This is a genomic window from Ideonella sp. B508-1 (assembly GCF_000333615.1).
In the GTDB taxonomy this organism is placed as follows: domain Bacteria; phylum Pseudomonadota; class Gammaproteobacteria; order Burkholderiales; family Burkholderiaceae_C; genus Ideonella.
In genome coordinates, this window is the sequence record NZ_BADL01000180.1 from 1 (window position 1) to 24,863 (window position 24,863).

Sequence of the window (24,863 nt, forward strand, 5' to 3'; positions counted from 1 at the left end):
CTTCACCTCCCAACCGCAAGGTGGATGACATTCAGTATTACTACAGCTCGCAGCTGCCCGGCGAGGCCAGCCCGGTGGACGACCGCATCGTCCATCCGGCCGAGCCCCGCACGGTGCGGGTGACGCTGCAGGTTCGGATCTGATCAGCGCCCGCGGATCTCGAACGCCCGCGGCGACCCACTTGATCGTTCGCAAGTCCGTGCCCGGCGCTCGGCGATCGACCGTCCGCACTTCACATTTCTACATAATCAGCCCTCCATGGCTCACCGGCTGACCCTGCAACGTTTCGCACGCTTCCTGCTGGCGTGGTACGTCGCGTTCGTCGGTGTGGGCACGCTCTCGCCGCTGTTCAAGACGGTGGACCTGACACTGGTCTGCAGTGCGGGCGGCTCGTCCCGATGGGTGGCCATCGATCCGTCCGATGACCCGGCCGCGGCCGCCGCCCATCGGCACGCCATCGACTGTCCCCTGTGCCTGCCGATGATGGCGCCACCGGCCGTGGCCGTGCTGACCACCGACCCGGACGCCCCCATCACCCAGGTGCTGATCCCTCCGGATCAACGCCCCGCGTCTGCCATTCCGGCGAGCGGGCTGTCTGCCCGCGGCCCACCAAAGCTGGCCTGAGCGGCCTGCATCCGCCCCACCCGGGCAACGCGCGCCGCACGCCCTCCTTCCTTCTGAGACACCCGCCGGCCACGGCCGGCGTGGCTTCGCCTTCGTCCCCTTGCGGGCCCAGGCGCGGCCACGGCCTGCGCGCCCACAGCGCAGGCCCACCCACACCCCTGCCATCACCACACGAGGAACATCCATGGCATTCCAAGTTCGTCCCCTGGTCCTGTCCACCTTGAGCGCCGGTCTGGCCCTGGCCGCCCTGCTGAGCGCCTGCGGCGGCGGCAGCGACGATTCCCCCGGCTGGTCCACGGACAGCGCCGGCAATGTCTCCTTGCAGTTCGAGGCCGTGGCCGGCAGCACCCCGGTGAGCTGCGGCAGCACCATCACGGGCCTGGGCAGCACGAGCAAGAGCGCCCGGATCCAGGACCTGCGCTTCTATGTCTCGGATGTCCAGCTGATCAAGGCCGACGGCAGCACCGTGCCGCTGACCCTGTCGACCACCGACAACAACAACTACGTCGGCAGCACCGACAGCGTCAGCCTGATCACCCTGTCCCAGGCCGGCACCGGCGCCTGCACCACCGGCACGCTCAACACCGCCATCCAGGGCACGGTGCCCGCCGGCCGATACGTGGGCGTGACGATGACCCTGGGCGTGCCGCTGAGCCTGAACCACCTGAGCTCCACCGATGCCGCCACCCCGGCCGTGCTGCGCTCGGACGTCAACCCCAGCATGTCCTGGAACTGGCGCGGCGGCCGCAAGTTCACCAAGATCGAGCTGCAGAGCACCGAGGCCGGCAACCCGGTCACGCTGCTGCACCTGGGCTCCACCGGCTGCGTGGGCGACCCCGCCAACGGCGTACCCATCACCGGCTGCACCGCACCCAACCGTCTGACGCTGAACTTCGCCAACTTCAACCCGGCCCAGCAGCAGATCGCCCTGGATGTGCAGACGCTGTTCGCGCAGAAGGACTTCACGGCCATGAACATGTGCATGTCCAGCCCGACGGACGCCGGCTGCGTGAGCGACTTCTCCGCCCTGGCCCTGAACTTCAACCCGGACGGCACGGGCACGGGCACCGCCATCGCGGGCCAGACCCAGACGGTCTTCAAGGCCCTGAGCCGGTGAGGCCGACATGACCGTTCTGCCCCGTCTGCGGCCTGTGTGGCTGCTGGTCCTGGCGGTCGTGACGGTGGGGGTGACGGGCTGCCAACGGCAGCCCGCCGCCACCTCGGAGGTGGCGCCCGCCACCCCCGCCGCCTCGGCCTCGGTGATGCCCACCCCTGCCTCATCCCCCGCCTCCGCGGTACAGGCGCAAGCCGCCAGCGATTGGACCTGGGAGCTGCCCGACTACCTGCCGCCCCCGCGCGTGCCGGCCGACAACCCGATGACCCAGGCCAAGGTGGCCCTGGGCCGCTACCTGTTCTACGACACGCGCCTGTCGGGCAACGGCACCCAGGCCTGCGCCACCTGCCACCTGCAGAAGCTGGCCTTCACCGATGGCCGCGCCCACGGCCTGGGCTCCACCGGCCAGCTCCACCCGCGCAGCCCCATGGCCCTGGGCAATGTGGGCTGGAACGCCACCTACACCTGGGCCAACCCGGCGCTGATCACGCTGGAGCGGCAGATGACCAACCCCATCTTCGGCGAGACGCCGGTGGAGATGGGCGTCAACGACAGCAACGTCAAGCTCGTGCTGCAACGCCTGGCCGACGACCCGGCCTATGCGCCGCGCTTTGCCGCCGCCTTCCCGCAGGACCCGGCCGGCCAGCCCACCTGGGACCACATCGTCAAGGCGGTGTCCTCCTTCGAGCGCGCGCTGATCACGACGAACAGCAAATACGACCAGGTGCGCCAGGGCCGGGCCCGCTACACGGCCTCGGAAGCCCGGGGCTACGCCCTGTTCAAGTCGGCGGACTGCATCCAGTGCCACCAGGAGCCCAACTTCGGCGGGCAGTTCCTGAGCGTGGCCACCGTCAAGCCCGATGTCTCCTTCCACAACAAGGGGCTCTACAACCTGGACGGCCAGGGCGCCTACCCGGCCGAGAGCCCCGGCGTGATCGAGATCACCGGCAAGGCCAGCGACATGGGCATGTACCGGGCGCCCACGCTGCGCAACATCGAGCTGACCGCGCCCTACATGCACGACGGCTCGGTGGCCACACTGGGCGAGGTGATCGACCTGTACGCCGCCGGCGGCCGGGGTGCCGGCAAGGACAGCCCGCTCAAGAGCCCGCTGCTGCGCCCGCGCCACTTCAGCGCCCAGGACCGCGCCGACCTGATCGCCTTCCTGAAGACGCTGACGGACCACCAGTTCATCCGCGACCCGCGCTACAGCGACCCCTTCCCCGCCGCGCCCAAGAAGTCATGACCCTGCGCCCCCACCCCCTGGCCCTGGCGGCCTCCTGCGCTCTGAATCCCCTGGCCCTGCAGGCCCAGACGGCGCCGGAGGCACCCCGCCCCCCGGTGCAGACGGTCACCATCACCGCCCCGGCCCCGCTGGGCGAGAAGGACCACCTGCCCCAGGCCCAGGCGGTGGACGCCGCCACCCTGGCCCGCCGCAAACTGGGCAGCAGCGACGCCGCCGCCCTGCTGGATGGCCAACCCGGCGTGAGCCTGAACGGCGCGGGCGGGGTGTCGGCCCTGCCGGCGGTGCACGGCCTGGCCGACGACCGGCTGCGGGTGCAGGTGGACGGCATGGACCTGATGGCCGCCTGCCCCAACCACATGAACTCGCCGCTGTCCTACATCGACGCCTCGGCGGTGGGGCAGGTGAAGGTCTATGCCGGCATCACGCCGGTCAGCGTGGGCGGCGACAGCCTGGGCGGCACGGTGCAGGTCGAATCGGCGGCGCCGCTGTTCGCGGCCGAGCCCGGCAGCTGGGTGCAGCAGGGCGAGCTGGGCGGCGCCTACCGCAGCAACGGCCGGGCCTGGAGCGCCGACACCAACCTCACCCTGGCCACCGACGCGCTGAGCCTGCGCTACAGCGGCGCCAGCACCCGTTCGGACAACTATCGCGCGGCCTGGGCCTTCAAGGACCCGGCCAGCGGCAGCGGCGCCGGCAGCAGCCTGCCGGCCGACGAGGTGGGCTCCTCGGCCTACCGGGCGCACAACCAGGCCCTGAGCCTGGCCCTGCGGCAGGACAACCATCTGCTGCAGCTGAGCGCGGCCTACCAGGACATCCCCTTCGAGGGCTACCCCAACCAGCGGATGGACATGACGTCCAACCGCAGCACCCAGCTCAACGCCCGCTACCGTGGCCAGTACGACTGGGGCGAGCTGCAGGCCCAGGCCTACAGCCAGCGCACCGACCACCGCATGGACATGGGCCCCGACCGCGACCACTACGGCACCGGCATGCCCATGGACACGGCCGGCCGCACCCTGGGGGCCTCGGTGCAGGCCAGCCTGATGAGCACACCGGACGAACTGATCCGCCTGGGTGCCGAATACCAGCGCTACCGCCTGAACGACTGGTGGCCCCCCGTGGGCGGCACCATGGGCCCCAACACCTTCTGGAACCTGAACCTGGGCCAGCGCGACAAGGTCGACGTCTACGCCGAGCAGGAGCAGCGCTGGAGCCCGCAGTGGAGCCACCAGATCGGCCTGCGCCTGAGCCGGGTGCACACCGCCGCCGGCGAAGTGCAGGGCTACAACGACGCGCTGTCTTCGCTGTGGGGAGCGGACGCCGCCGCCTTCAACGCCGCCGACCGCGACCGCAGCGACCTGAACGCCGACCTCACCGCCCTGGCCCGCTACCGGCCCGACGGCCAGACGCTGTATGAGTTCGGCTACGCCCGCAAGTCGCGCGCGCCCAATCTGTACCAGCGATACGCCTGGTCCACCCAGGGCATGGCCGCGCTGATGAACAACTTCGTGGGCGACGGCAACGGCTACATCGGCAACCCGGACCTGAAACCCGAGGTGGCGCACACCCTGAGCCTGAGCGGCCAGTGGCAGGCGGCCACCGCCACCGACAGCGTGCCTGTCGACCCCGCCTGGTCGCTGCGCGCCAACGCCTACCTCACCCGCATCGAACATTACATCGACGCCCAGCGCTGCGGCTTCGGCCAGTGCGGCAGCGGCAACTTGAGCGCCACCGACAGCTTCGTGCTGCTGCAGTACGCCAACCAGCGCGCCCAGCTGCAGGGGCTGGACCTGTCCGGCCAGGCCCGGCTGTGGGACGACGGCGCCTGGGGCCGCTGGGGCCTGAACGGCGTGCTGAACTGGGTGCACGGCCGCAACCTGCAAACGCACGACGGCCTGCACAACGTCATGCCGCTGAACCTGCGCCTGGGCCTGAGCCACGCCCTGGGCGGCTGGCAGCAGACGCTGGAGTGGCAGGTGGTGCGGGCCAAGACGAATGTCTCGGCCGTGCGCAACGAGATCCGCACGCCCGCCTATGCCCTGCTCAACTGGCGCGCCAGCTGGCAGCTGAACGACAGCATGCGGCTGGACCTGGGCGTGGACAACCTGCTCGACCGCCGCTACAGCCAGCCCACCGGCGGCGCCTACCTGGGCCAGGGCTCGTCCATGGCCATCACCGGCATCCCCTGGGGCGTGGCCGTGCCGGGCAAGGCCCGCTCCTGGCTGGTCGGCGCCCGCGTCGCCTTCTGAGCGATGCCCCCTCGCACAAGGACACCCCATGTTCCGCATCCCCCGCCTTCTTCTGGCCACGCTGCTGGCCGCCGGCCTGACCGCCTGCGGCGGCGGCCTGTCCGGCGCCGACCTGGCCGAGGCCCAGACCGTTACCTTCGACGCCGCGCCCACCCTCACCCTGGGCGGCACGGCCCAGGTCAGCGCCACGGCCAGCTCGGGCCTGGCGGTCAGCTTCAGCAGCCTCAGCAGCACGGTCTGCAGCGTCAGCACAGACGGGCTGGTCACGGCACTCGCCCTTGGTGACTGTGTGGTGGCGGCCGACCAGGCCGGTGATGCCAGCCACCGCTCCGCCCCTCAGGTCACCCAGACCTTGAGTGTGCAGGTGAGCTCGCCACTGGCCCAGACGCTGAGCTTCGACCCCAGCAGCTCGGCCAGCAGCTTGCGGGTGGGGCGCAGCGCCAGGGTGGCGGCCTCGGCCAGCTCGGGCCTGGCGGTGGCCTACCGCAGCCTCACGCCCGCGGTCTGCAGCGTGGGGGCCGGCGATGGCCTGGTGCAAGGCCTGGCGGTGGGCGACTGCGTGCTGGCCGCCGACCAGGCCGGCGACGACCGTTACGCCGCGGCCGCAGCCGTCACCTGGCCGGTGGCGGTGGTGTCGGCGGACGCGCTGACGGTGCCCGGCCAGCCCACCGGCGTCAGCATCACCCTGGGCAGCACGGCGCAGAGCGTGCTGGTCTCGGCAGGCAGCGTGGACGATGGTGGCAGCCCCATCACCGGCTACACCATCGTCTCGGTGCCCAGCGGCATCACGGTCACGGTCGCCAGCCTGCCGGCCACGGTGGCTTGTGGCGGCAGCTGCGCAGGCCATGCCTTCACCGTCCGCGCCGACAACGCCCAGGGCCAGGGCGCGGTCTCCGGCACCGCGCACATCCTGGGCGACTACAACGTCGTGCTGACCGTGTACGAGCCGCAGACCCAGCCCAACAACAGCATCTTCACCGGCCGCTTCACGCTGGATTCGACCACCCGCAGCGTGTCCGGTCTGAGCGGCAGCCTGACCGAGTCGATGACCGACAACCCGATGCGCACGGTCGGCCTGAGTCACCAGCTCGTTGCGCTGAGCGACAGCACCGGCACCGGCCTGCTGGTGGGCAGCTTCGCGCTGGCCACCACCGACACCTTCGTGGTGGCCAACGGCAACGCCGGCTGGAAGCCCGGCCCGGCCAGCGATGCACTCTATGCGGGCTACCCGAGCGCCGCCAACCCGGCTTCGGGCGGCACCGGCAACGCCTACGCGCTGATCTTCGTGAACCCGGACGACCCCACCGCCCCACTCAGCATCGCCCAACTGCAGCAGACGGCCTACGCCGACTGCACCGCGCTGGGCATGATGGGCGCCATCTGCATGACCGGCACCACGGTGGCGGCCTATGGCAGCGTGGGCAGCATGGGCGGCTACCCGGTGTCGCAGCTGATCACGCGGCGCTGAGCGCCGCGCGGCCCCGGCTCAGGCCAGGCCCTCGGCCTTCAACGCCGCCTGGACGGCCGGGCGGGCCGCCACCCGGGCCTGGAAGGCCACGATCTGCGGCCAGCCGGAGAGGTCCATGCCGATCGGCTTCATCCAACTCAGCACGGTGAACAGATAGGCGTCGGCCACGGTGAAGCCGTCCCCGGTCAGATAGGCACGCCCCTGCAGTTGTCCGTCCACATAGGACAGGCGGCGCTCCAGGGTGGCGCGGGCGATGGCCTTCCAGTCGTCCCCGGCCTGCGGGTGGAAGAAGGCCGTGCAAGATCGGTGCAGCTCCGTGCCGATGAAGTTGAGCCAGCTCTGCAACTGGTAGCGGGCCAGGGTGGCCGGCGCGGGCGCCAGCCAGCGGGCGGGCGCCTGGTCGGCCACGTACTGAAGGATGGCCGGGCCTTCGGTCAGCAGCTCGCCGCTGTCCAGTTGCAGGGCCGGCACATAGCCCTTGGGGTTGATCTGCCAGTAGTCCTGGCCTGTGGCGGTCACCTTGGTCTTCAGATCCACGGCCTCGATCCGATAGGGCAGACCCGCCTCTTCCAACGCGATGTGCGAGGCCAGCGAACAGGCCCCCGGCTTGTAGTAGAGCTTCATGACAGAAACTTCCTGAGATGACACGGGGGCCGCAGCATAGAGCTTTCCCCCGGACCTGTCCGGCACAGGGAGAAGCATCGGACGACGACGTGATAGCCTGCCCCTTGCACACGGGGACACCGGTCATCCACGCCGATGGCCGCGCCCATCCATCCACAAGAAGGAGACAGACATGCAGATCGCCAACCATGGGTTCATCGTCACCGGCGCCGGCTCCGGCCTGGGCGCGGCCACCGCGCAGCGCCTGGTCGACCAGGGCGCCCGCGTGGTGCTGGTGGACATGAACGCCACCGCCGGCCAGGCCCAGGCCGAGGCCCTGGGCGCCAACACCCGCTTCGTGCAGGCCGATGTGTCCGACGCCGCCAGCGCCCAGGCGGCGGTAGACACCGCGCTCTCGGCCTTCGGCCAGCTCAACGGCCTGATCAACTGCGCCGGCGTGGCGCCGGCCGAGAAGGTGGTGGGCCGCGAAGGCCCCCACACGCTGGAGAGCTTTGCCCGCACGGTGCAGATCAACCTGATCGGCACCTTCAACATGCTGCGCCTGGCGGCCGATGCCATGGCCAAGGGCCAGCCCGACGCGAACGGCGAGCGCGGCGTGATCGTCAACACCGCCTCGGTGGCGGCCTTCGACGGCCAGATCGGCCAGGCCGGCTATGCCGCGTCCAAGGGCGGCGTGGTGGCGCTGACGCTGCCGGTGGCCCGCGAGCTGGCCCGCTACGGCATCCGGGTGATGACCATCGCCCCCGGCATCATGGGCACACCGATGTTGAAGGGCATGCCCACCGAGGTGCAGGACGCGCTGGGCAAGATGGTGCCCTTCCCCCCGCGCATGGGCGAGCCCGACGAGTACGCCCGCCTGGTGGCCCACATCATCGACAACACCTACCTCAACGGCGAGGTGATCCGCCTGGACGGCGCGATCCGCATGGCGGCCAAGTGACGCGGGCCTGACTCACTGATCGGCGGCGGAGGCCGTGGCCTGCTGCCCGGCCTGCATCGCCGCGTTCAGGTCCTTCTGGATCTGAACCTCCTGCGCCTTGGCCTGGCTGGCCGCCTGGGCCTCCATGGCCGCGGTGGTGGCCGCGGCACCGGAGACATCGGCGCCGCAGCCGCCCAAGGCCAGCGTGCCCATCACCGCCCACATCATGGCTGTTCGCATGCCGATCTCCTGTTGGATGTGGGCTGGCATGCTAATCCAGGTCTGCGCCCGACCCCAGCCGGTGCTCAGCTAGGCGCAAGACAAGAAAGGTGAGCGCGTCAACGACCGCCAGCGGGTCCCGTTGAATGATCAAGGTTGGCCACCGATGACCTGACGCCCTTGGCGCCACTGCCCTCTGATCCATTCAACATCCAGCGAGTCCACCATGAACCGTTCTCTGCTCCCCCTCGTCGCGGCCAGCCTGATGGGTGTCTGCACCCTGTCCTCCTTCGCACAGACAGCCGCCCCCGCCCCGGTAGCCACCGGAGCGTCCAAGCCGGGCACCTGGAAGAAGGACCATCCCTACCGCGCCGAGGTGAACCAGCGCCTGAAGAATCAGGACAAGCGCATCCATGAGGAAGTGGCCGACGGCAAGCTCACCCACGCCCAGGCCGCCAAGCTGCACAAGGAAGACCGGCAGGTGCGGCAGGAAGAACGTGACATGGCCAGCCAGGACCACGGCCACATCACCGCCCAGGAAAAGAAGACCCTGAACCAGCAGGAGAACAAGATCAGCCACCAGATCGGCCACTGACCGATCCGGCGGGGCCCGTCCTCAGCGGCGGCGCCCCCGCGTGCTGGCGGGCTGCGCCCCTTTGGTGATCAGCCGGGCCCCCTCGCGCCGAATGGCGTCGAAGCCCGGCCCGTCGGCCGCCAGCTTGCCCGACATCTGCAGCACCACCGCGCCATGCATGGCGGCCCAGTACACGTGGCCCAGCAGCTCGGGATCGCCCTCCAGCTGACCGGCCTGCACCAGATCCTCCACATAGGCCACCAGGGTCCGGCGTGAACGGGCATTGGCCGCCGCCAGCTCGGGGTAGGCGTCCTCGTGCGGCTGGGTGTACGCAAAGATCAGCCCGTAGGCCGCCGGCTCGGCGAAGGCGAAGTCCACATAGGCCTGGCCCACCGCGCGCGAGCGGTCCCACACATCGCCCGGGCCCTGCTGGGCCGCTTCCAGCGCGGCCGAAAGCCGGTCCAGCGCGGCGGCACGGGTGGCGGCCAGCAGGGCTTCCTTGCTGTCGTAGTAGCGGTACAGCGCGGTGGCCGTCCAGCCCAGGGCCTGGGCGATGCTGCGCATCGAGGTCTGCTCGATGCCGCGCTCGGCAAACTGCTGCTCGGCCACGGCGCGGATGCGCGCGCGGGCTTCCAGGACCTGTTCGGATGACAACGAAGGGGGCATGGCGCCATCTTACTTAACGCTGTAAACTCAGCGCATCAATAACAGTGTTAACCACGCAAGCGTGGCACCCCGAAGGAGACCGTCCATGTCCTGGCTCGACAGCGTGCAATCCCGGCTCAGCCTGCCGGTCATCGCCTCGCCGATGTTCATCGTCTCGAACCCGCGCCTGGTGGCGGCCGAGTGCAAGGCCGGCATCGTCGGCTCCTTCCCGGCGCTCAACGCCCGCCCGGCCGAGCTGCTGGACGAGTGGCTGACCCAGCTCAAGGCCGAGCTGGCCACCCACGACGCGGCCCACCCCGAGCGCCCGGCCGCGCCCTTTGCCGTCAACCAGATCTGCCACCGCAGCAACGACCGGCTGATGCGCGACATGGAGACCTGCGTCAAGCACCAGGTGCCCATCATCATCACCAGCCTGCAGGTGTCGGCCGAGCTGGTGGCCGCGGCGCACAGCTACGGCGGCGTGGTCTTCCACGACGTGATCTCCATCCGCCACGCGGAAAAGGCCATCGAGGCCGGCGTGGACGGTCTGATCCTGGTCTGCGCGGGCGCGGGCGGCCATGCCGGCACGCTGAGTCCCTTTGCCCTGCTGCCCGAGATCCGCCGCATCTTCCAGGGCCCCATCGCCCTGGCGGGCGCCATCGCCAACGGCCAGTCCATCCTGGCGGCCCAGGCCCTGGGGGCCGACTTCGCCTACATGGGCACCCGCTTCATCGCCACGCAGGAGGCCAACGCGGTGGATGCCTACAAGCAGATGCTGGTGGACACCCATGCCGAGGACATCGTCTATTCCTCGCTGTTCACCGGGGTGCCAGGCAACTACCTCAAGCCCAGCATCGCCGCCGCCGGCATGGACCCCGACAACCTGCCCAGCGCCGACAAGAGCAAGATGGATTTCGGCTCGGGCGGCAACAGCGCGGCCAAGGCCTGGCGCGACATCTGGGGCGCCGGCCAGGGCGTGGGCTCCATCGACAGCGTGCCCAGCGTGGCCGCACTGGTGGAGCAGCTCAAGGCCGAGTACCGCGAGGCGCGCGAGGCCGTGGCCCGCCGGGCCGCACGCTTCGGCGCCTGACCCGCAAAAGAGAAACCCGCCCCGCGCGGTCGGCGCGGGGCGGGCTTGTCTCGCCGGGCTCAGGCCCTCACTCGTCGCTGCCGCCGATGCCGAACAGGCTCAGCAGGCTGGTGAACAGGTTGAACAGCGAGACATAGAGGCTCACGGTGGCCAGCACGTAGTTGGTTTCACCGCCGTTCACGATGCGGCTGGTCTCGAACAGGATCATCCCGGCCGACAGCAGCGCCACCATGGCCGACACCGCCAGGCCCAGGGCCGGCATCTGCAGGAAGACCGCGCCCAGGCCAGCGATCAGGGCGATGACCATGCCGGCGAACAGAAAGCCGCCCATGAAGCTGAAGTCGCGCCGGGTCGTCAGCACCCAGGCGGACAGGGCCAGGAAGGTGACGCCCGTGGCCGCCAGCGCCAGCATCACCGTCTGCACACCGCCCGGCAGGGCCAGCATGCGAGCCAGCACCGGGCCCAGCGTGTAGCCCATGAAGCCGGTCAGGGCGAAGACCAGAGGCAGCGCCCAGCCGCTGTTCTGCAGCCGGTGAATGCCGAACAGCAGGCCGAAGTAGCCGACCAGCGTCAGCAGCAGCCCCGGGGCCGGCAGCTGCCAGGCCACGCCAGCGGCAGCCACGGCCGCGCTGAACAGCAGGGTCATGGCCAGCAGGGCATAGGTGTTGCGCAGCACACGATCGGCGCTGGCACTGCGCACGCCGCGCAGGGGCACCGCCACGGCCGGTGCGGAACGGGCGGTTGAAGCGTTGGACGACAGGGGGTTCATGATGGGATCCTCGTTGGGGTTTCAGTCGGGTTTCAAGCCGGTTCGGGCAGGCGCTGGCGCATGCGACGGGTGTCGCTGCCGCGGCGCCACTGGCGCAGCAGGAAGCGCGCGGCGCGCGCCAGCGCAGCGTTGAGGGCCGCGCGCCAGTCGCTCGCCACGGAGGTGACGACCACGGGACCGGCGCCCTCGGCATGCAAGGCCACCTGGCAGCGCTTGTCGACGCCACCGCGCGGGCCGTTCTCGTCCCACATCTGCACCTCGGCACGGGGCACGCGCGCGCCCAGGCGACGCAGCACGAAGCGCACGCGCCGCTCGGTCAGTTCGCGCAGCTCGGCCGCGCCCGGATGGCGGGGTTTGAAGAGCACTTGCATCGGGGTCTCCAGTGAGTGACGGGGGAGTCCACACTGTCGGCGCTTTCGGGTTCCGAAAAAAGAAGTGTTTTGAGAACACTTACTTCGGAAAAACAGGAACATTTCCGGGATCTTCTGGGGCACAGTGCGGCCCGTCGCCCCTTGGTCGACACCCCACCCATCGGAATGGACCGGAAAGGACCCCGCGCATGCGCAGCTATCCCCGCAACAGCCCTGAAGCCGGCGCCCGCCTCCTCGCGCTGGTGCTGATCTCCGACGGCCATGTCTGCCGCTCGGAGATCGAGACCCTGCAACGCCTGCAGGTGGAGGAGGCCCTCGGGCTGGCCCCCGGCCGCTTCGCGCAGGTGATGCACACCCTGTGCGACGACTTGTTGGCCAGCGCCTATGGCAGCGGCGCGCTGATGTGCCACGTGGACGAAGCCACGCTGGCCTCGCTGCTGTCCGAGGTGGACGATCCGCTGCTGCAGGCCAAGGTGATGCAGCTGGCCCGTGACCTGGCCCAGGCCGACCGCCACCTGGCCGAGGCCGAAGCGCAGGTGCTGTCGGCTGCGCACCGGCAGTGGCGCATCCCCGGGGCCGCCCTGGCCAACCCCGGCGCGGCGACGCCCTGGCAACCGGCCTGAGCCGCGGTATCCGATATCAGCCGCCTGACCCGCCCACGCGGGCCTGCGCGGCGTCCATCACCTGCTGCACCAGCGGATGGTGGCGCCCGCGGCGGGAAAGGATGGCGTGGATCTCCTCCTGCACGCCCTCGCTGCTGCCCAGCAGGCGCAGGCCGCGCAGCAGGCCCATGTCATCCGCCCCCAGCCGGCTGACCGGGAACACGCCCAGCCCGCGCGCGGCAAACACCGCCAGCAGCGCGCTGTCCTCGAACTCGCCGACGATGTGCGGCCGCAGGCCCTGTGCCTCGAACCAATGGTCCAGCGTCGCCCGCAGGGCCGAATGGCCGGTGGGCAGCAGCACGGGCAACTCGTTCAGGCAGTCGGGGAAGCGGTCACGCCGGGCCTTGCCGACCAGGGGGGCCGGGCCGTACCAATCGACCGGGGCGTTCACCAGGCGCTCGCTGGACAGGCGCAGGTTGGGGTTGCGCGGCGCCGCCTGGCCCGCCAGCACCAGGTCCAGGTGGTGCAGGGCCAGCTCGCCCAGCAATTGCTCGAACTCGCCGTCATGGCAGATCAGGCGCAAGTTCGGGGTGGCCAGCACCGGCGCCAGCAAGGCATGGGCAGCCAGCTTGGAGATGCCGTCTGAAAAGCCCACCGCCAGGCGCACCACGGGGCCGCTGGCGGCTTGACGCACCTCGTCGGGAATGACCTGGCCGATCTGAAAGATCTCCTCGGCCCGGGCGAAGGCGGCCTGGCCGGCTTCGGTGAGCGCCACGCCGCGTCCGGCGGGCTTGAGCAACTGGTGGCCCAGCGCCTTCTCCAGCTCACGCACCTGGGCGCTGATGGTCTGCACCGCCATGCCCAGGCGATCGGCGGCCCGGGCAAAGCCGCCCTCCTTGGTGACCACCCAGAAGTAGTGCAGATGGCGGTAGTTCAGCATGCGGTCCTCGCTGGCGGAGGTTCAGTGCGGGAAATCCGAATCTTAGTTGCGCAAAACGCTGATTTGTTCGCACCCCGCCTCTGTGCACACTGAGCCACGTCGGTGCCACCACCACAGCAACCCCCGAGCGCCCCACATGGACCTCCTGCTACCCTTCCTCTCCGTGGACTTCATGGGCAAGCCGGCCTGGATCTGGCTGCTCTTCATCGCCATCGTCATCGCCCTGCTGGCTTTCGACCTGGGCGTGCTGCACCAGGACGACCGCGAGATCGGCGTGCGCGAGAGCCTCTTGCTGTCGGCCGGCTACATCAGCGTGGCGCTGCTGTTCGGCGCCTGGGTCTGGTGGTACCTGGGCGCGCAAAGCGGCATGGATTACTACACCGGCTTCATGATCGAGAAGTCGCTGTCCATGGACAACGTCTTCGTCATCGCGCTGATCTTCACCTTCTTCGCCATCCCACGGCAATACCAGCACCGCGTGCTGTTCTGGGGCATCCTGGGGGTGATCGTGCTGCGGGCGCTGATGATCGGCCTGGGCGCCACGCTGGTCAGCCAGTTCAGCTGGGTGCTCTACCTGTTCGGCGCCTTCCTGCTCATCACCGGCGTGAAGATGTGGTTCATCGCCGACCACACGCCCGACATCGCCAACAACCCGGTGCTGAAGTTCCTGAAGCGGCACATGCGGGTGACCGACGGCCTGCGCGGCAAGGCCTTCTGGGTGCGCGAACGTGACGCGGCCACCGGTCGGGTCGAGCGCTTTGCCACGCCGCTGCTGCTAGCCCTGGTGCTGGTGGAGTGCGTGGACCTGGTGTTCGCGGTCGATTCGGTGCCGGCCATCTTCGCCATCACGACCGACCCCTTCGTCGTCTACACCAGCAACATCTTCGCCATCCTGGGTCTGCGGGCGCTGTACTTCGCGCTGGCGGCCATGATCCACCGCTTCAAGTACCTCAAGTACGCGCTGGCCCTGGTGCTGGTGTTCATCGGCGGCAAGATCTTCCTGGTGGGCCTGATCGGCAAGATCCCGGCAACGCTCTCGCTGAGCGTGACTTTCGGCCTGATCGCCGGCGGCGTGCTGGTGTCGCTGTGGAAGACCCGCCAGGCCGTGACAGGCTGACGCGGGGGCGGGCCGTCCCGGCCCGCAAGAACGCAGATCGCGCCCGGCAAAGCCGCCTGGGTGCGATCTGCGGGCCTGAACCGTCAGGCCGCCGGGGTGGGGAACACCACCTTGGAGGGCTGGGTGCCGTCCGACTTGCGGCGCTTGCGGCCGCTGGCCACCTTGCGAACTTGCTTGGCGGAAACGGTGCGCTTGCCGATGCGCTTCTTCTTGGCCAGTGCCATGACGATCCTTTGGAGTTGGGGGTAAAGACCGCAAGGATACAGCGGCACAGAAACCCGGCGCCTCTCAGCCCGCCCACGCCCACTCATGCCGCTCCCGCCCCCGCCGGAACATCACCCGCTGCGCGGTGGCCTTGCAGTGCCAGGTCTGCTGGGTGGCGTCCAGGCCGCCGGGCGGCTCGGCCAGGGAGGCCGGGTCGAAGACCACGGCGCAGCGGTGGCCCGGCGCCCGCACCGAGGCATAGGCCAGCCACTGCACGCCACGGATCTGGGCCGAGCGGGCCACGGCCTGGGGCGCGCGGTAGTCGCTGTCGTGGGTCCACAGGGCCTGGGCCTGGTCCCAGGGCGGCTGGGTCAGGTCGATGGCCAGGCCCTGGATCGCGCCCTGGAAGAAGGTGTGCTCGGTCAGCAGCTCGCGCCCGGCCAGGCCGGCGCTGTCCAGGATGAAGCGGTGGCGCCAGTAGGCCACCTCGGCGCAGGCGGCATACAGCGTCTGCGCGCCGTACCACTGGCCCGGGCTGTGCGGCGCCCGAAATCGGCTGGCGTGCGGCGGCCGGTAGCGAAACGGCGTGGCCAGCAGGTAATGCAGCGGCCGGGCGGCCGGCGGCAGGGTCGGCTTGCTGCCCTCCAGCAGCTGCTCCAGCAGGTCCTGCTCGGCGGCGCTGTCCACCAGGCGCATGGTGGAGACGACGTGCTGTGCCTCCACCCCGCGCCAGGCCAGCGCGGCCTGGGGGCTGATGTGGCCCTCGAACCAGTCGGGCTGCCAGTCCATGGTGGAGTCGACTCAACCGCGGCTCAGGCCGGCGCGCGCATGGCGTCCAGGTAGTTCAGTGTGGCCACCAGGCCCTCGGCCTTCTGGATGAGCTGCAGCGGCTCGCCGCCCAGGGCCTGGTTGTAGGCGCTCATCCAGGCCAGGCGCTTCTGGTCGTCGGTGCCCACCAGGGCATCCAGCGAGCGGTACACCCGCACCAGCAGCAGGGCCAGCTCGCCCTCCTTGGAATCGGGCGCCAGGCCCTTCTGGCCTTGAGCACGCGCGACACCGTGGGCTCGCTCAGGCCCAGGGTGCGGGCCAGGGTCACGCCCTTGAGGCCCAGCAGCGCGCTGGCCCGCGCGGTGGCCTTGGCCAGCACGGCGGCGGGGTCGGGCGGGCTGACGGCCAAGGTCGAATATTTCATTGGAAATATCCAATCTGATTTATTCCTGTAGAAATAATACCGCAGCGCATCCCCTCATGAAAACCCCATCCACAACGCTGGGCTTCTGGCGTCGCCCCAGGGCGTGCGCCATCAGGTCGGTGGGGGTCGTGGCCCATGTCAGGCGGCGCGCAGCCGCCTTCCTCTTCAGAAGCTGTGCCGCAGACCCAGGGCGAAGCCGTTCTGGGACTCACCCGCACCGGGCTTGACCTCGCCCGTGGGGTCGCCGTTGGACACCGACAGGGCCAGCGTGCCGTCATTGACGAGGCGCCCTGCGGTGGCGTACACCGCCGTGCGCTTGGACAGGCTGTAGGTGCCCCGCAGGGCCAGCATCTTGGCGCCGTTCGGGCTGTCCCGGTACTTCAGCTTGAAGAGCTCGCCATCCACCGTGAAGGCGGGCGTCAGCGGGTAGGCCCCGCCGACGAACCACAGCTGGCTGCGGGGGGTGGCGGCGCTGCCTTCGTTGCGGCGGTCGATCACACCGGCGCTGAGCTTGAGGTCCTGGTACTTGAACCAGCCGTTGAGCGTGCTGCGGCGGTCGGTCTTGTCTGCGCTGGTCAGGCCGGCCGCGGCCCAGGAGCCCGCGCCGCCATGGAACTGGTCATTGGCCGCAGCCACGCCCCAGGTGCTGGTGTCGTACTTGAGCAGCACCGACCATTCGCGGCAGGCCGCGGTGCCGTCCTCGCCGGCGCAACCGGTGCCCGAGGGGCTGCCGGCACTGACCGTGTCACGGCCCAGGCTGTAGGTGGCGCCCACGGTCAGACCGCCGAAGCTGCCCTTGTAGGCCAGTGAGTTGTCCAGGCGGTCGTTGGGCAGGTAGCTGTCCAGCGAGCCCGAGCCGAAGAGGTTGGGGCCCAGGGTGTCAGCATCCAGCAGCGAATAGAACAGCATGGAGTACTGGCGGCCGAGGGAAGCCTGGCCCCAGTTGCCCTTGAGGCCGACGAAGGCCTGGCGGCCCCAGACGCGGCCGCCCTGGTTGAGCGAACCGCCGTCGACCCCGAAGCCCTGCTCGATGGTGAAGACCGCGCTCAGGCCGCCACCGAGGTCTTCGCTGCCGCGCAGGCCCAGGCGGGAGGGCACCGAGCCGGCGAGGTTGGGCATGCGGTTGTCGCTGTGGCTGTCGGTGCCGACATTGGACAGGTGCTCCACGGCGGCATCCAGCACGCCGTAGAGGGTCACGCTCTGGGCCTGGGCGGTGGCCAGCGGGCACAGCGCGGCCACTGCAGCCAGGGGCAGCAGTCGAAAATTCATGGTTTTGTCTCCGATGTGAGAAGCGGGCCGTTCGTGCGACGGCCTCACGGGGGTCCCGGTATCGCCCGGGAGATGCGTCAGGGGGCGGTGTAGTCCGGTTGCCGCTCGGGCGCGGCATCCCGGAAGGCGGGCAGGCTCTGGCAGTGCGCGTGCACGGCCATCAATCGTGGATAGGCGCTCAGGTCGCATTGCATGCGCAAGGCATTGGCCACCTGGGGCACCAGGCAGACGTCGGCCGCGCTCACCGTGGTGCCAAAGGCAAAGGGCCCGGCCGCGCCCGCGCGTTGCAGCAGCACCTCGGCCGCGCCCAGCCCTTCGGCCACCCAATGGGCGTACCAGGCATGCTTGGCGACCTCATCCACGGCCAGGGTGTCCTTGAGGTACTTGAGCACCCGCAGGTTGTTGACGGGATGGATGTCACAGGCGATGAGTTGGACGAACTCCTGCACCCGCGCACGGGCCAGCGGCTCGGTGGGGAACAGCAGGGGCTCCGGCGCCAGGCTGTCCAGGTAGCCCAGGATGGCCAGCGACTGCGACAACACATTCCCCGCGTCGTCCACCAGCACCGGCACACCGCCCACGGGGCTCATGGCCCGGTGTTCCGGGGCGTACTGCTCGCCACGCCGGATGTTCACCGGCCGCAACTCGAACTGCAGGCCCTTGAGCGCCAGCGCGATGCGGACGCGGTAGGCGGTGGAGCTGTTGAAGAAGCTGTAGAGAATCATGCGCGTGTTTCCGTCAGGATGGGATGGAGCGCTGCGGGTGTCCCACGGCCGGTGCGGCCACCGGTGATCCCCCCGGCGTGCTCGCAGGGGCCAGGGCCTTGCCCATGCGGTGGATGAACAGGGCGGCCAGCGCGGACGGCAGCATCAGCAGGGCGAAGATGCCGTGCATGCCCCAGCCCATGCCCAGCATGGTGCCGCCCACCAGCGAACCGAAGATGGAACCCACGCGGCCGGCGCCCAGGGCCCAGGCCACGCCGGTGGCCCGGCTCCCCGTGGGGTAGTAGGAGGCGGCCAAGGCATTGGCCCCCACCTGCGAGCCGCTGATGAACACCCCCACCCCGGCCACGAACAGGCCCAGCAGCATGAAGTTGGTATAGAACTGGCTGATGGCCCCGAAGCACAAGGCCCCCAGCGCATAGGCCACGGTGAGCACCCGGTAGGGGTTGAGCTTGTCCATGGCCGCACCCAGGCCGATGGCGCCAGCGGTGCCACCGATCTGGAACAGGGCCGTCAGCAGGGCGGCCTGACTCAGGGTGAGGCCGGTGTCCTTGATCAGCGTGGGCAGCCAGTTGGTCAGCAGGTAGATGATGAGCAGGCTCATGAAGAAGCTGCCCCACAGCAGCAGGGTGCCACGGCGCAGCGGCGCGGCCAGGATCTGACGCACCGGGGCGCTGACCTCTCCTTCGGCCTCGACCAGAAAGCCCTTCATGTCCACCGGCAGCGGGGCGATGGCCTGCAGGGTTCGACGCAGCCGTTCACCGGTGCCGGCACGCAGCAGCAGAAAGCGGGCGGACTCGGGCATCCACAGCGCCATGGCTGGCACCAGCAGCAGGGGCAGCACGCCCCCCAGGGCCAGCACCGAGCGCCAGCCATGGACCGGCACCAGGTGGGCCGACACGATGCCCCCCAGGGCCGAGCCCAGGGTGAAGCCGCAGAACATGGTGGTGACCAGCACCGAGCGGCGCCGCTGCGGGCAGAACTCCGACATCAGCGTGACCGCGGTGGGCATGGCCCCGCCCAGGCCCAGGCCGGTGAGAAAGCGCGCCAGGGTGAGCCCGGCCACCGAGTCGGCCCAGGCGGCGGCCAGGGTCATGCCACCGAAAACCGCCACCGACAGCATCAGCACCTTCTTGCGGCCGATGCGATCGGCCAAGGGCCCGCACGCCAGCGCACCGATGGTCAGACCCGCCAGAGCCGCCGCCAGCAAGGGGCTGAGCTGGGCGGGGCTCAGGCCCCAGTCGGCCCGCAGGGCCGGGGCGATGAAGCCGATGGAGGCCGTGTCGAAACCGTCCAGCGCCACCACCAGAAAGCACAGTGCCAGCACCATCCACTGGAAGCCCGAGATCTTCTGGGCGTCCACGAAGCGCCGGACATCGAGCAGGCCCTGCGCATTGACGATCGTCGTCGTAGTCATGTGTGTCTCCTCCTGTGGGCACGCTCTTGTTCTTGTGGCCCACATGGTTCAGGGAAGGCGGGACGCTGCGGCGTCCCGCCGCTTTCATCCGGCGATGCGCACCTGGAGCTCGCCCAGGCCGGCCACGCCGCCCACCATGACATCGCCCTTCACCACCGGGCCCACGCCTTCGGGCGTGCCGGTGTAGATCAGGTCGCCCGCTTGCAGCTCGAAGTAGCGCGACAGGTCACTCACCGTTTCGGCCACGGACCAGATCAGCGCCGCGGTGCTGCTGCGCTGCTTGTCCTGCCCGTTGACCTGAAGCCAGATGTCGGCGTGGTGGACATCGCCTGCCACCTCCGCCGGCACCAGCGGGCCGATCGGCGCGGAGCGGTCGAAGGCCTTGCCGATCTCCCAGGGGCGGCCCATCTTGCGCATGTCCATCTGCAGGTCGCGCCGGGTCATGTCCAGGCCCACGGCGTAACCGAACACGTGCTGCAGCGCCTGGTCCTCGGGGATGTTGCGGCCCGGCTTGCCGATGGCGGCCACCAGCTCGATCTCGTAGTGGTAGTTGCTGGTCTCGGCCGGGTAGTCCAGCGTCAGCACCTCGCCCTGGGCCACCGGCACCACGGCATCGGCCGGCTTGCAGAAGAAGAAGGGCGGCTCGCGGTCGGGGTCAAAGCCCATCTCGCGGGCATGGGCGGCGTAGTTGCGGCCCACGCAGTAGACGCGACGGACGGGGAAGCGCTCGCTGCGGCCCACCACGGGCACGCCCACGACCGGGGCGGGGTTGAAGAGATACGTCATGACAATGCTCCGTCGATCAAGAAAATCGGAAAAGGCCCGGCCTGCGGGCCGCACGCGGCGACCCGGCTGACACACAGAGGACAGGCCGTGGGGAGAGGGGTCTCAGTCCTGCCGCTGCTCGCGCAACAGGCCCAGGGCCTCGTGCAGCGGGCGGTCGGAGAAGCTGAACAGCGTGCAGTCCTCGCCTGCGCAGAGCGAGACCGGCGCCCAGGACGGCACCACGAAGGTGTCGCGCGGCGAGAAATCGAACCGCTGTCCGTCGATGCTGACCTGCCCGCGCCCCTCCACCACGCTGTACACCGTGGCGTCGGTGCTGCGGTAGGTCTTGCCGCGGAAGCCCTTGGGCAGCAGCTGCATGAAGGTGGCCATCGAAGGCATGGCCGGGCCGCCCGTGGCCGGGTTGACATAGCGCATCTTCACGCCGTCCCAGTCGTCCAGGCCACCGTCGCGCAGCATCGTGTCCAGTGCCTCCCGGGTGCGGGCATAGGGGTAGTGGGCCAGCGGCGACACCGGCGAGTTCACCCGGTGCCGCACAGGCAGCAGGCCAGCCCCGTAGCGCGCCAGGCTGCTGCCCACCACCTTGGTGACAGGCTGCTCCTTGGCGTGGTAGTTGCCGGAGAACTGCGCGCCCAGGAAGCCCAGCAGCGGGATGTCCAGACCATCGAGCCAGACCACCGGTTCGCCGCCCTCGGCCTGCAGGGCGTTGCCGTGGTCGTGCCAGGTCCAGCTGGGGGTGATGATGAAGTCGCCCGGCTGCATGGGGATGCGCTCGCCATCCACGGCGGTGAAGGCGCTCTGGCCTTCCAGCACCAGCCGCAGGGCCGACTGGGTGTGGCGGTGGGTGGGCGCCACCTCGCCGGGCAGGATGAGCTGCAGACCGGCGTACAAGGTCTGGGTGATCGAGGCCCGACCCGGGATCGCGGGGTTCTCCATCACCAGCACGCGGCGCACCGCCTGCTCGGCGGTGATCAGGCGCCCCGCCTCCATCAGGTGCGGGCGCAGGGCCTCGTAGCGCCACAGGGCCGGGGCACACACCCGGGGCGGCACTTCGGGCACCAGGCTGTGCAGCTGTTCCCACAAGGGCACCAGGTGGTCGGCCCCGATGCGCGCATTGAATTCGCTGGCTTGTGACATCGCCATTCCTTTGTCTCCAAATCGTCTGGCGGCAGCTTAAGTCGGCGCAGATATCATCTGGAAATGATCTTTGAGTATCAACATATCAACTGATTTGTATGGATACCGAGTTGCCTCAGGCCTGGTCCCGCCACCTGCACATGCGCCACCTGCACTGGCTGGCCCTGCTGGGGGAGACCCGCAACCTCTCCGAAGCCGCCCGGCAGGCCCACACCACCCAGCCAGGCCTGTCCAAGTGGCTGCGCGACCTGGAAGACGACGTGGGCAGCCCGCTGTTCGAGCGCCACGCCCGCGGCCTGCACCCCACCGCGGTGGGGGAGCTGCTGCTGCTCTATGCGCAGCGGGTGCTGGGCGCCATGCGCCGCGCCGAACAGGACGTGGCCGCGGTGCGCCAGGGCGGGCGCCGACGGGTGGTGCTGGGCTGCTCGGCCGCCGCCAACGCCCACCTGGTGCCCGAAGCCATCCGCCTCTACATGCAGCGCATGCCGGACATCCAGGTGGGCCTGCGCGAGAGCACCATGGACGCCCTGCTGCCCCAGCTCGAGCACGTGCAGCTGGACGTGGCGGTGGGGCGCCTGGACGACCGCCCCTGGCCGGGCCTGCAGCAGCAATGGCTGTACGTCGAACCCATCGTGCTGGTGTGCTGCCCGGATCACCCGCTGGCCCGCCTCGCCGAGGTGGGCTGGGAAGACGCCCGCGCGCATCCCTGGATCGTCTGGCCCAGCGGCACGCCCATCCGGGCCAACCTGGAATCGGGGCTGACCTCGATCGGTGTGGCCCTGCCGCCCCGCACCCTGGAGTCGTCCTCGATGCTGGCCAACCTCTCGCTGCTGCGCGACAGCGACATGCTGATGGCGGTGTCCGCCCACGTGGGGCGGCACTTCGCTGCCCAGGGCCTGGTGGCCCGACTGCCGCTGACGGTGGGCAGTGCTGGCGCGCTGGGCTTCTATTGGCGTGACGCCACCGAAGTGGACCCGGCCATCCAGACCCTGCTGGACTGCCTGCGCGAGGCGGCCCGGACCCTCCAGGTCGGCTGAGCTCAGACTGGCGGTGCCTGCAGCAGGCGCAGCAGGCCCAACACCGCCGGATCCCGCTCGTGGCGGCGCCACACCGCCCCCAGCTCGGACGGAATGCGGGCCCCCGCCAGCTCGCGAAAGACCACCTGCGGCAGCTCGATCACCCCCTGCAGCAGGCTGGGCACCACCGCCAGGCCCACGCCCAAGGACACCTGGGCCAGCACCGCCACCAAGGAGCCAGGCGCCAGCACCACCCGGGGCTCGAAGCGGCCCCGCCGCGCCACCTCCTGCAGGCCGAACGTCTGCTCGGGGGCGACGAAGGAGGCCTGCGCCAGGCTGCGTGCAGGCACCGGCGTCTGTGCGGCCGCCAGTGGATGGCCAGCCGGCAGCGCCAGGCAGAAGTGATCGCGCACCAGCACCTGCGTCCGCAAGGCCGCCGGCACCGCCATGGGCAGGCGCACGAAGGCCACATCCACCTGCCCGTCCTCCAACATCGCCGGCAGCCGGTCCATCGGCTGCTCCTGGATCTGCAGGGTCACGTCGGGGTGGCTGGTGCGAAAGCGCCCCACCAGGTCCTGCAACACGCCCGCGTAGACCGCCGAACCCACATAGCCCAGCGCCACCCGGCCCAGCGCGCCCTGGCCGGCGCGCCGGCCCACCGCCACGCTGCGCTCGAACTGCGCCAGCGTGGCCTGGGCCTCAACCAGGAAGGCCTCGCCCGCGGGGGTGAGCGCCACCGAGCGCTTGGTCCGGCGCAGCAGCAGGGTGCCCAGGTCCCGCTCCAGGGCCTGGATCTGCTCGGTCAGCGCCGGGGCCGACAGGCCCAGGGCCTCGGCCGCGCGGGCGAAGTGCAAGGCCTGCGCGACCGCCACGAAGCCACGCAGGTGGCGCAGTTCCAAGGCCATGGGCTCTTCCCCTTGAATTCGGTTGAGCCGAATTTTCTCCTGCCTGGCGACGATTGATCCGAGTTCCCAATGCGGGTGCAATGGCCGGCCGATCGCTGCCATCCCGCCATGCCTGCCCTGGTCTCCTCCGCCCCGGCCACCGCCCAAGCGGCCCACCCGGCTGCCCCTCCGGCGGCCCACCCCGCCGCGCTGTGGTTCACCTCGCTGGTCTGCGCCATGACGGTGCTGGACGCCAATGTGGTGGGCATCGTGCTGCCGGCCCTGTCGCGGGCCCTGGCCCGCTCGGCCACCGAGCTGGAATGGATGGTCAGCGCCTACGCCCTGTGCTTTGCCGCCCTGCTGCTGCCGGCCGGGCGGCTGGCGGACTGCCTGGGCCGGCGCCGGGTGCTGCTGGCCGGCCTGGCAGGCTTTGGCGCCGCCTCGGTGGTGTGCGGGCTGGCCCCCAGCGCCCCGGCGCTGATCGCCGCCCGCGCGCTGCAGGGCGCCGGGGCCGCGCTGATGCTGGCGCCCGCCCTGGCCCTGGTGGGCCACCAGGCGCCGCAGGAGCCCGCGCGCAGCCGGGCCTGGGCCTTCTGGGGCACGGTGATGGGCCTGACCATGGTGGCCGCGCCGCTGCTGGGCGGGGCGGTGACCCAGTGGCTGGGATGGCGCTGGGCCTTCTTCCTGAACCTGCCGCTGTGCGCCGGGCTGGCCCTGGGCGTGCGCCGCTGCGTGGCCGAATCGCGCGAGCCGGACGCCGGGCCGCTGGACCGCGCCGGCGTGCTGCTGTTCACCGCGGCGATGTTCGGCCTGACCTGGGCGCTGATCCAGGGTGCCAGCCACGGCTGGACCAGCCCGCAGGTGCTGCTGCGCCTGGGCGCCGGCCTGGCGCTGATGGCCCTCTTCATCGCGGTGGAGCGGCGCCGCGCCCACCCGCTGCTGGACGTGGGCCTGTTCCGCGCCCCCGCACTGCTGGGCGCGGTGCTGGCCATGTTCGCCTACGCCGCCACGGCCCAGGTCATGACCGCCCTGCTGCCGCTGTTCCTGCAGAGCGCGCGCGGGCACGGCGCCCTGGCGGCCGGCGTGGCCATGCTGCCATTCTCGCTGGCCATGCTGGTGTTCCCGCGGGTGGCGCGCGTCCTGCACCAGCGCCCGGGCCTGTCCAACCTGCAGCTGCTGGTGCTGGGCCTGGCCGCGGTGGCCCTGGGCAACGCCGTGCTGGCCTGGGCCGCCCCCGGCCGCAGCGGCGGGTTGCTGGGCCTGGGCATGGCGCTGCTGGGCGCCGGGGGTGGGCTGATGAATGGCGAGACGCAGCGGGCCATCATGGGCCAGCTGCCGCCCCAGCGGGCCGGCATGGCCTCGGGCATCAGCACCACCGCCCGCTTCAGCGGCGTGCTGCTGGGCTTCTCGGCCCTGGGCTCGCAAAGCCACGCGCTGGGCTTTGGCGCGGCCTTCGGCCTGGCGGCGGTGGCCGCCGCGGCGGCGGCCCTGCTGGTGCCGGCGCTGTACCGGGCGGGGGCGCCCAGGCCTTGAACGCCGGGGCGGCCGCGGGCTCAACCCGGGCCGTCGCTCGCGGCCGCCAGGAGCGGCACCAGCACGTCGCTGATCGGCGTCGGCAGGCCATGGGCCCGGGCGCGTCGCGCCACCACCCCGTTGCGGATGTCCCACTCG

28 protein-coding genes and 1 pseudogene are annotated in these 24,863 nt (G+C 70.4%); 12 read left to right on the top strand and 17 right to left on the bottom strand.

The features are described 5' to 3' along the window. Positions 1 to 258: 258 nt before the first annotated feature. The 5 genes from I73_RS08175 (at position 259) to I73_RS30820 (ending at position 6,698) form a co-directional block, all read left to right on the top strand. A complete protein-coding gene (locus I73_RS08175) occupies positions 259 to 624 on the top strand; it encodes a hypothetical protein (RefSeq protein WP_022980160.1) in 366 nt (121 codons plus the stop codon). 184 nt (positions 625 to 808) lie between these two features. Next, positions 809 to 1,741: an MbnP family copper-binding protein gene (locus tag I73_RS26795; protein WP_022980161.1), complete on the top strand. Its 933-nt coding sequence runs from the start codon at positions 809 to 811 to the stop codon at positions 1,739 to 1,741. A 7-nt stretch (positions 1,742 to 1,748) separates the two neighbouring features. After that, entirely contained in the window at positions 1,749 to 2,984 is a 1,236-nt protein-coding gene (locus I73_RS26800; RefSeq protein WP_022980162.1) for a methanobactin export MATE transporter MbnM, read from the top strand. Continuing rightward, positions 2,981 to 5,230 carry a TonB-dependent receptor gene (locus I73_RS08190; RefSeq protein WP_022980163.1) on the top strand — a complete coding sequence of 750 codons (2,250 nt, stop codon included), beginning with the start codon at positions 2,981 to 2,983 and terminating at the stop codon, positions 5,228 to 5,230. The genes I73_RS26800 and I73_RS08190 overlap by 4 nt, the downstream gene beginning before the upstream one ends. 28 nt (positions 5,231 to 5,258) lie before the next feature. Continuing rightward, positions 5,259 to 6,698, top strand: coding sequence for a hypothetical protein (locus tag I73_RS30820; protein ID WP_022980164.1), 1,440 nt, complete (start codon positions 5,259 to 5,261; stop codon positions 6,696 to 6,698). A gap of 18 nt (positions 6,699 to 6,716) precedes the next feature. Here the strand turns inward: I73_RS30820 and gstA are convergent, their stop codons facing one another. Next, complete coding sequence (gene gstA, locus I73_RS08200) at positions 6,717 to 7,322, bottom strand: glutathione transferase GstA (RefSeq protein ID WP_022980165.1); 606 nt, start codon at positions 7,320 to 7,322, stop codon at positions 6,717 to 6,719. A 172-nt stretch (positions 7,323 to 7,494) separates the two neighbouring features. Between gstA and I73_RS08205 the strand changes: the two genes are divergently transcribed. After that, the gene (locus tag I73_RS08205) at positions 7,495 to 8,262 is read left to right on the top strand and encodes a 3-hydroxyacyl-CoA dehydrogenase (RefSeq protein ID WP_022980166.1); all 768 of its coding nucleotides are present in this window, start codon (positions 7,495 to 7,497) and stop codon (positions 8,260 to 8,262) included. A 12-nt stretch (positions 8,263 to 8,274) separates the two neighbouring features. Here the strand turns inward: I73_RS08205 and I73_RS08210 are convergent, their stop codons facing one another. Beyond that, positions 8,275 to 8,481 carry a hypothetical protein gene (locus tag I73_RS08210; protein ID WP_148289730.1) on the bottom strand — a complete coding sequence of 69 codons (207 nt, stop codon included), beginning with the start codon at positions 8,479 to 8,481 and terminating at the stop codon, positions 8,275 to 8,277. A gap of 244 nt (positions 8,482 to 8,725) precedes the next feature. On the opposite strand from I73_RS08210, the gene I73_RS08215 reads away from it, so the two are divergent. Beyond that, positions 8,726 to 9,055, top strand: a complete 330-nt coding sequence (locus I73_RS08215; protein ID WP_022980168.1) for a hypothetical protein — start codon at positions 8,726 to 8,728, stop codon at positions 9,053 to 9,055. A gap of 21 nt (positions 9,056 to 9,076) precedes the next feature. On the opposite strand, the gene I73_RS08220 is transcribed toward I73_RS08215, so the two are convergent. Then, entirely contained in the window at positions 9,077 to 9,700 is a 624-nt protein-coding gene (locus I73_RS08220; protein ID WP_022980169.1) for a TetR/AcrR family transcriptional regulator, read from the bottom strand. 85 nt (positions 9,701 to 9,785) lie between these two features. Here I73_RS08220 and I73_RS08225 point away from each other — a divergent pair, with 85 nt between their 5' ends. Next, the gene (locus I73_RS08225; RefSeq protein WP_022980170.1) at positions 9,786 to 10,769 is read left to right on the top strand and encodes a nitronate monooxygenase family protein; all 984 of its coding nucleotides are present in this window, start codon (positions 9,786 to 9,788) and stop codon (positions 10,767 to 10,769) included. A gap of 67 nt (positions 10,770 to 10,836) precedes the next feature. Here I73_RS08225 and I73_RS08230 read toward each other — a convergent pair whose 3' ends face one another. Together I73_RS08230 and I73_RS08235 are read right to left on the bottom strand one after the other, a co-directional pair. Further along, positions 10,837 to 11,538 (bottom strand): Bax inhibitor-1/YccA family protein, encoded by a 702-nt coding sequence (locus tag I73_RS08230; RefSeq protein ID WP_022980171.1) that lies wholly within the window; start codon positions 11,536 to 11,538, stop codon positions 10,837 to 10,839. Positions 11,539 to 11,570: 32 nt separating this feature from the next. Beyond that, positions 11,571 to 11,909, bottom strand: coding sequence for a hypothetical protein (locus I73_RS08235; RefSeq protein ID WP_022980172.1), 339 nt, complete (start codon positions 11,907 to 11,909; stop codon positions 11,571 to 11,573). A gap of 188 nt (positions 11,910 to 12,097) precedes the next feature. On the opposite strand from I73_RS08235, the gene I73_RS08240 reads away from it, so the two are divergent. Beyond that, the gene (locus I73_RS08240; RefSeq protein ID WP_022980173.1) at positions 12,098 to 12,532 is read left to right on the top strand and encodes a TerB family tellurite resistance protein; all 435 of its coding nucleotides are present in this window, start codon (positions 12,098 to 12,100) and stop codon (positions 12,530 to 12,532) included. A gap of 16 nt (positions 12,533 to 12,548) precedes the next feature. On the opposite strand, the gene I73_RS08245 is transcribed toward I73_RS08240, so the two are convergent. Then, positions 12,549 to 13,451 (bottom strand): LysR family transcriptional regulator, encoded by a 903-nt coding sequence (locus tag I73_RS08245; protein WP_022980174.1) that lies wholly within the window; start codon positions 13,449 to 13,451, stop codon positions 12,549 to 12,551. Between the two features lie 136 nt (positions 13,452 to 13,587). Here I73_RS08245 and I73_RS08250 point away from each other — a divergent pair, with 136 nt between their 5' ends. After that, positions 13,588 to 14,568 (top strand): TerC family protein, encoded by a 981-nt coding sequence (locus tag I73_RS08250; protein ID WP_022980175.1) that lies wholly within the window; start codon positions 13,588 to 13,590, stop codon positions 14,566 to 14,568. A gap of 83 nt (positions 14,569 to 14,651) precedes the next feature. Here I73_RS08250 and I73_RS33135 read toward each other — a convergent pair whose 3' ends face one another. The 9 genes from I73_RS33135 to gtdA all read right to left on the bottom strand — a co-directional run bounded on the left by I73_RS33135 (position 14,652) and on the right by gtdA (position 21,298). Continuing rightward, complete coding sequence (locus I73_RS33135) at positions 14,652 to 14,792, bottom strand: hypothetical protein (RefSeq protein ID WP_022980176.1); 141 nt, start codon at positions 14,790 to 14,792, stop codon at positions 14,652 to 14,654. Between the two features lie 64 nt (positions 14,793 to 14,856). Next, positions 14,857 to 15,561, bottom strand: a complete 705-nt coding sequence (locus tag I73_RS08260) for an RES family NAD+ phosphorylase (RefSeq protein WP_022980177.1) — start codon at positions 15,559 to 15,561, stop codon at positions 14,857 to 14,859. 23 nt (positions 15,562 to 15,584) lie between these two features. After that, positions 15,585 to 15,695 (bottom strand): antitoxin Xre/MbcA/ParS toxin-binding domain-containing protein, encoded by a 111-nt coding sequence (locus tag I73_RS34740; RefSeq protein ID WP_308417993.1) that lies wholly within the window; start codon positions 15,693 to 15,695, stop codon positions 15,585 to 15,587. After that, a complete protein-coding gene (locus tag I73_RS26810) occupies positions 15,692 to 15,964 on the bottom strand; it encodes an antitoxin Xre-like helix-turn-helix domain-containing protein (RefSeq protein ID WP_308417994.1) in 273 nt (90 codons plus the stop codon). The genes I73_RS34740 and I73_RS26810 overlap by 4 nt, the downstream gene beginning before the upstream one ends. 165 nt (positions 15,965 to 16,129) lie before the next feature. Further along, on the bottom strand, positions 16,130 to 17,233 hold the full coding sequence (locus tag I73_RS08270) for a porin (protein WP_022980178.1): 1,104 nt from the start codon (positions 17,231 to 17,233) through the stop codon (positions 16,130 to 16,132). Positions 17,234 to 17,310: 77 nt separating this feature from the next. Continuing rightward, the gene (gene maiA, locus I73_RS08275) at positions 17,311 to 17,958 is read right to left on the bottom strand and encodes a maleylacetoacetate isomerase (protein ID WP_022980179.1); all 648 of its coding nucleotides are present in this window, start codon (positions 17,956 to 17,958) and stop codon (positions 17,311 to 17,313) included. 13 nt (positions 17,959 to 17,971) lie between these two features. After that, the gene (locus tag I73_RS26815; protein WP_022980180.1) at positions 17,972 to 19,372 is read right to left on the bottom strand and encodes an aromatic acid/H+ symport family MFS transporter; all 1,401 of its coding nucleotides are present in this window, start codon (positions 19,370 to 19,372) and stop codon (positions 17,972 to 17,974) included. Between the two features lie 84 nt (positions 19,373 to 19,456). Next, entirely contained in the window at positions 19,457 to 20,158 is a 702-nt protein-coding gene (locus I73_RS08285) for a fumarylacetoacetate hydrolase family protein (RefSeq protein ID WP_022980181.1), read from the bottom strand. Between the two features lie 102 nt (positions 20,159 to 20,260). Next, on the bottom strand, positions 20,261 to 21,298 hold the full coding sequence (gene gtdA, locus I73_RS08290) for a gentisate 1,2-dioxygenase (RefSeq protein WP_022980182.1): 1,038 nt from the start codon (positions 21,296 to 21,298) through the stop codon (positions 20,261 to 20,263). Positions 21,299 to 21,390: 92 nt separating this feature from the next. Between gtdA and I73_RS08295 the strand changes: the two genes are divergently transcribed. Beyond that, the gene (locus tag I73_RS08295; RefSeq protein WP_022980183.1) at positions 21,391 to 22,329 is read left to right on the top strand and encodes a LysR family transcriptional regulator; all 939 of its coding nucleotides are present in this window, start codon (positions 21,391 to 21,393) and stop codon (positions 22,327 to 22,329) included. 2 nt (positions 22,330 to 22,331) lie between these two features. Here the strand turns inward: I73_RS08295 and I73_RS08300 are convergent, their stop codons facing one another. Further along, entirely contained in the window at positions 22,332 to 23,213 is an 882-nt protein-coding gene (locus tag I73_RS08300; RefSeq protein WP_022980184.1) for a LysR family transcriptional regulator, read from the bottom strand. 108 nt (positions 23,214 to 23,321) lie between these two features. Between I73_RS08300 and I73_RS26820 the strand changes: the two genes are divergently transcribed. Then, positions 23,322 to 24,725 carry an MFS transporter gene (locus tag I73_RS26820; protein WP_083876628.1) on the top strand — a complete coding sequence of 468 codons (1,404 nt, stop codon included), beginning with the start codon at positions 23,322 to 23,324 and terminating at the stop codon, positions 24,723 to 24,725. Between the two features lie 20 nt (positions 24,726 to 24,745). Here I73_RS26820 and I73_RS33815 read toward each other — a convergent pair. Then, positions 24,746 to 24,863, bottom strand: a pseudogene (locus I73_RS33815) (oxidoreductase); the annotation flags it as partial.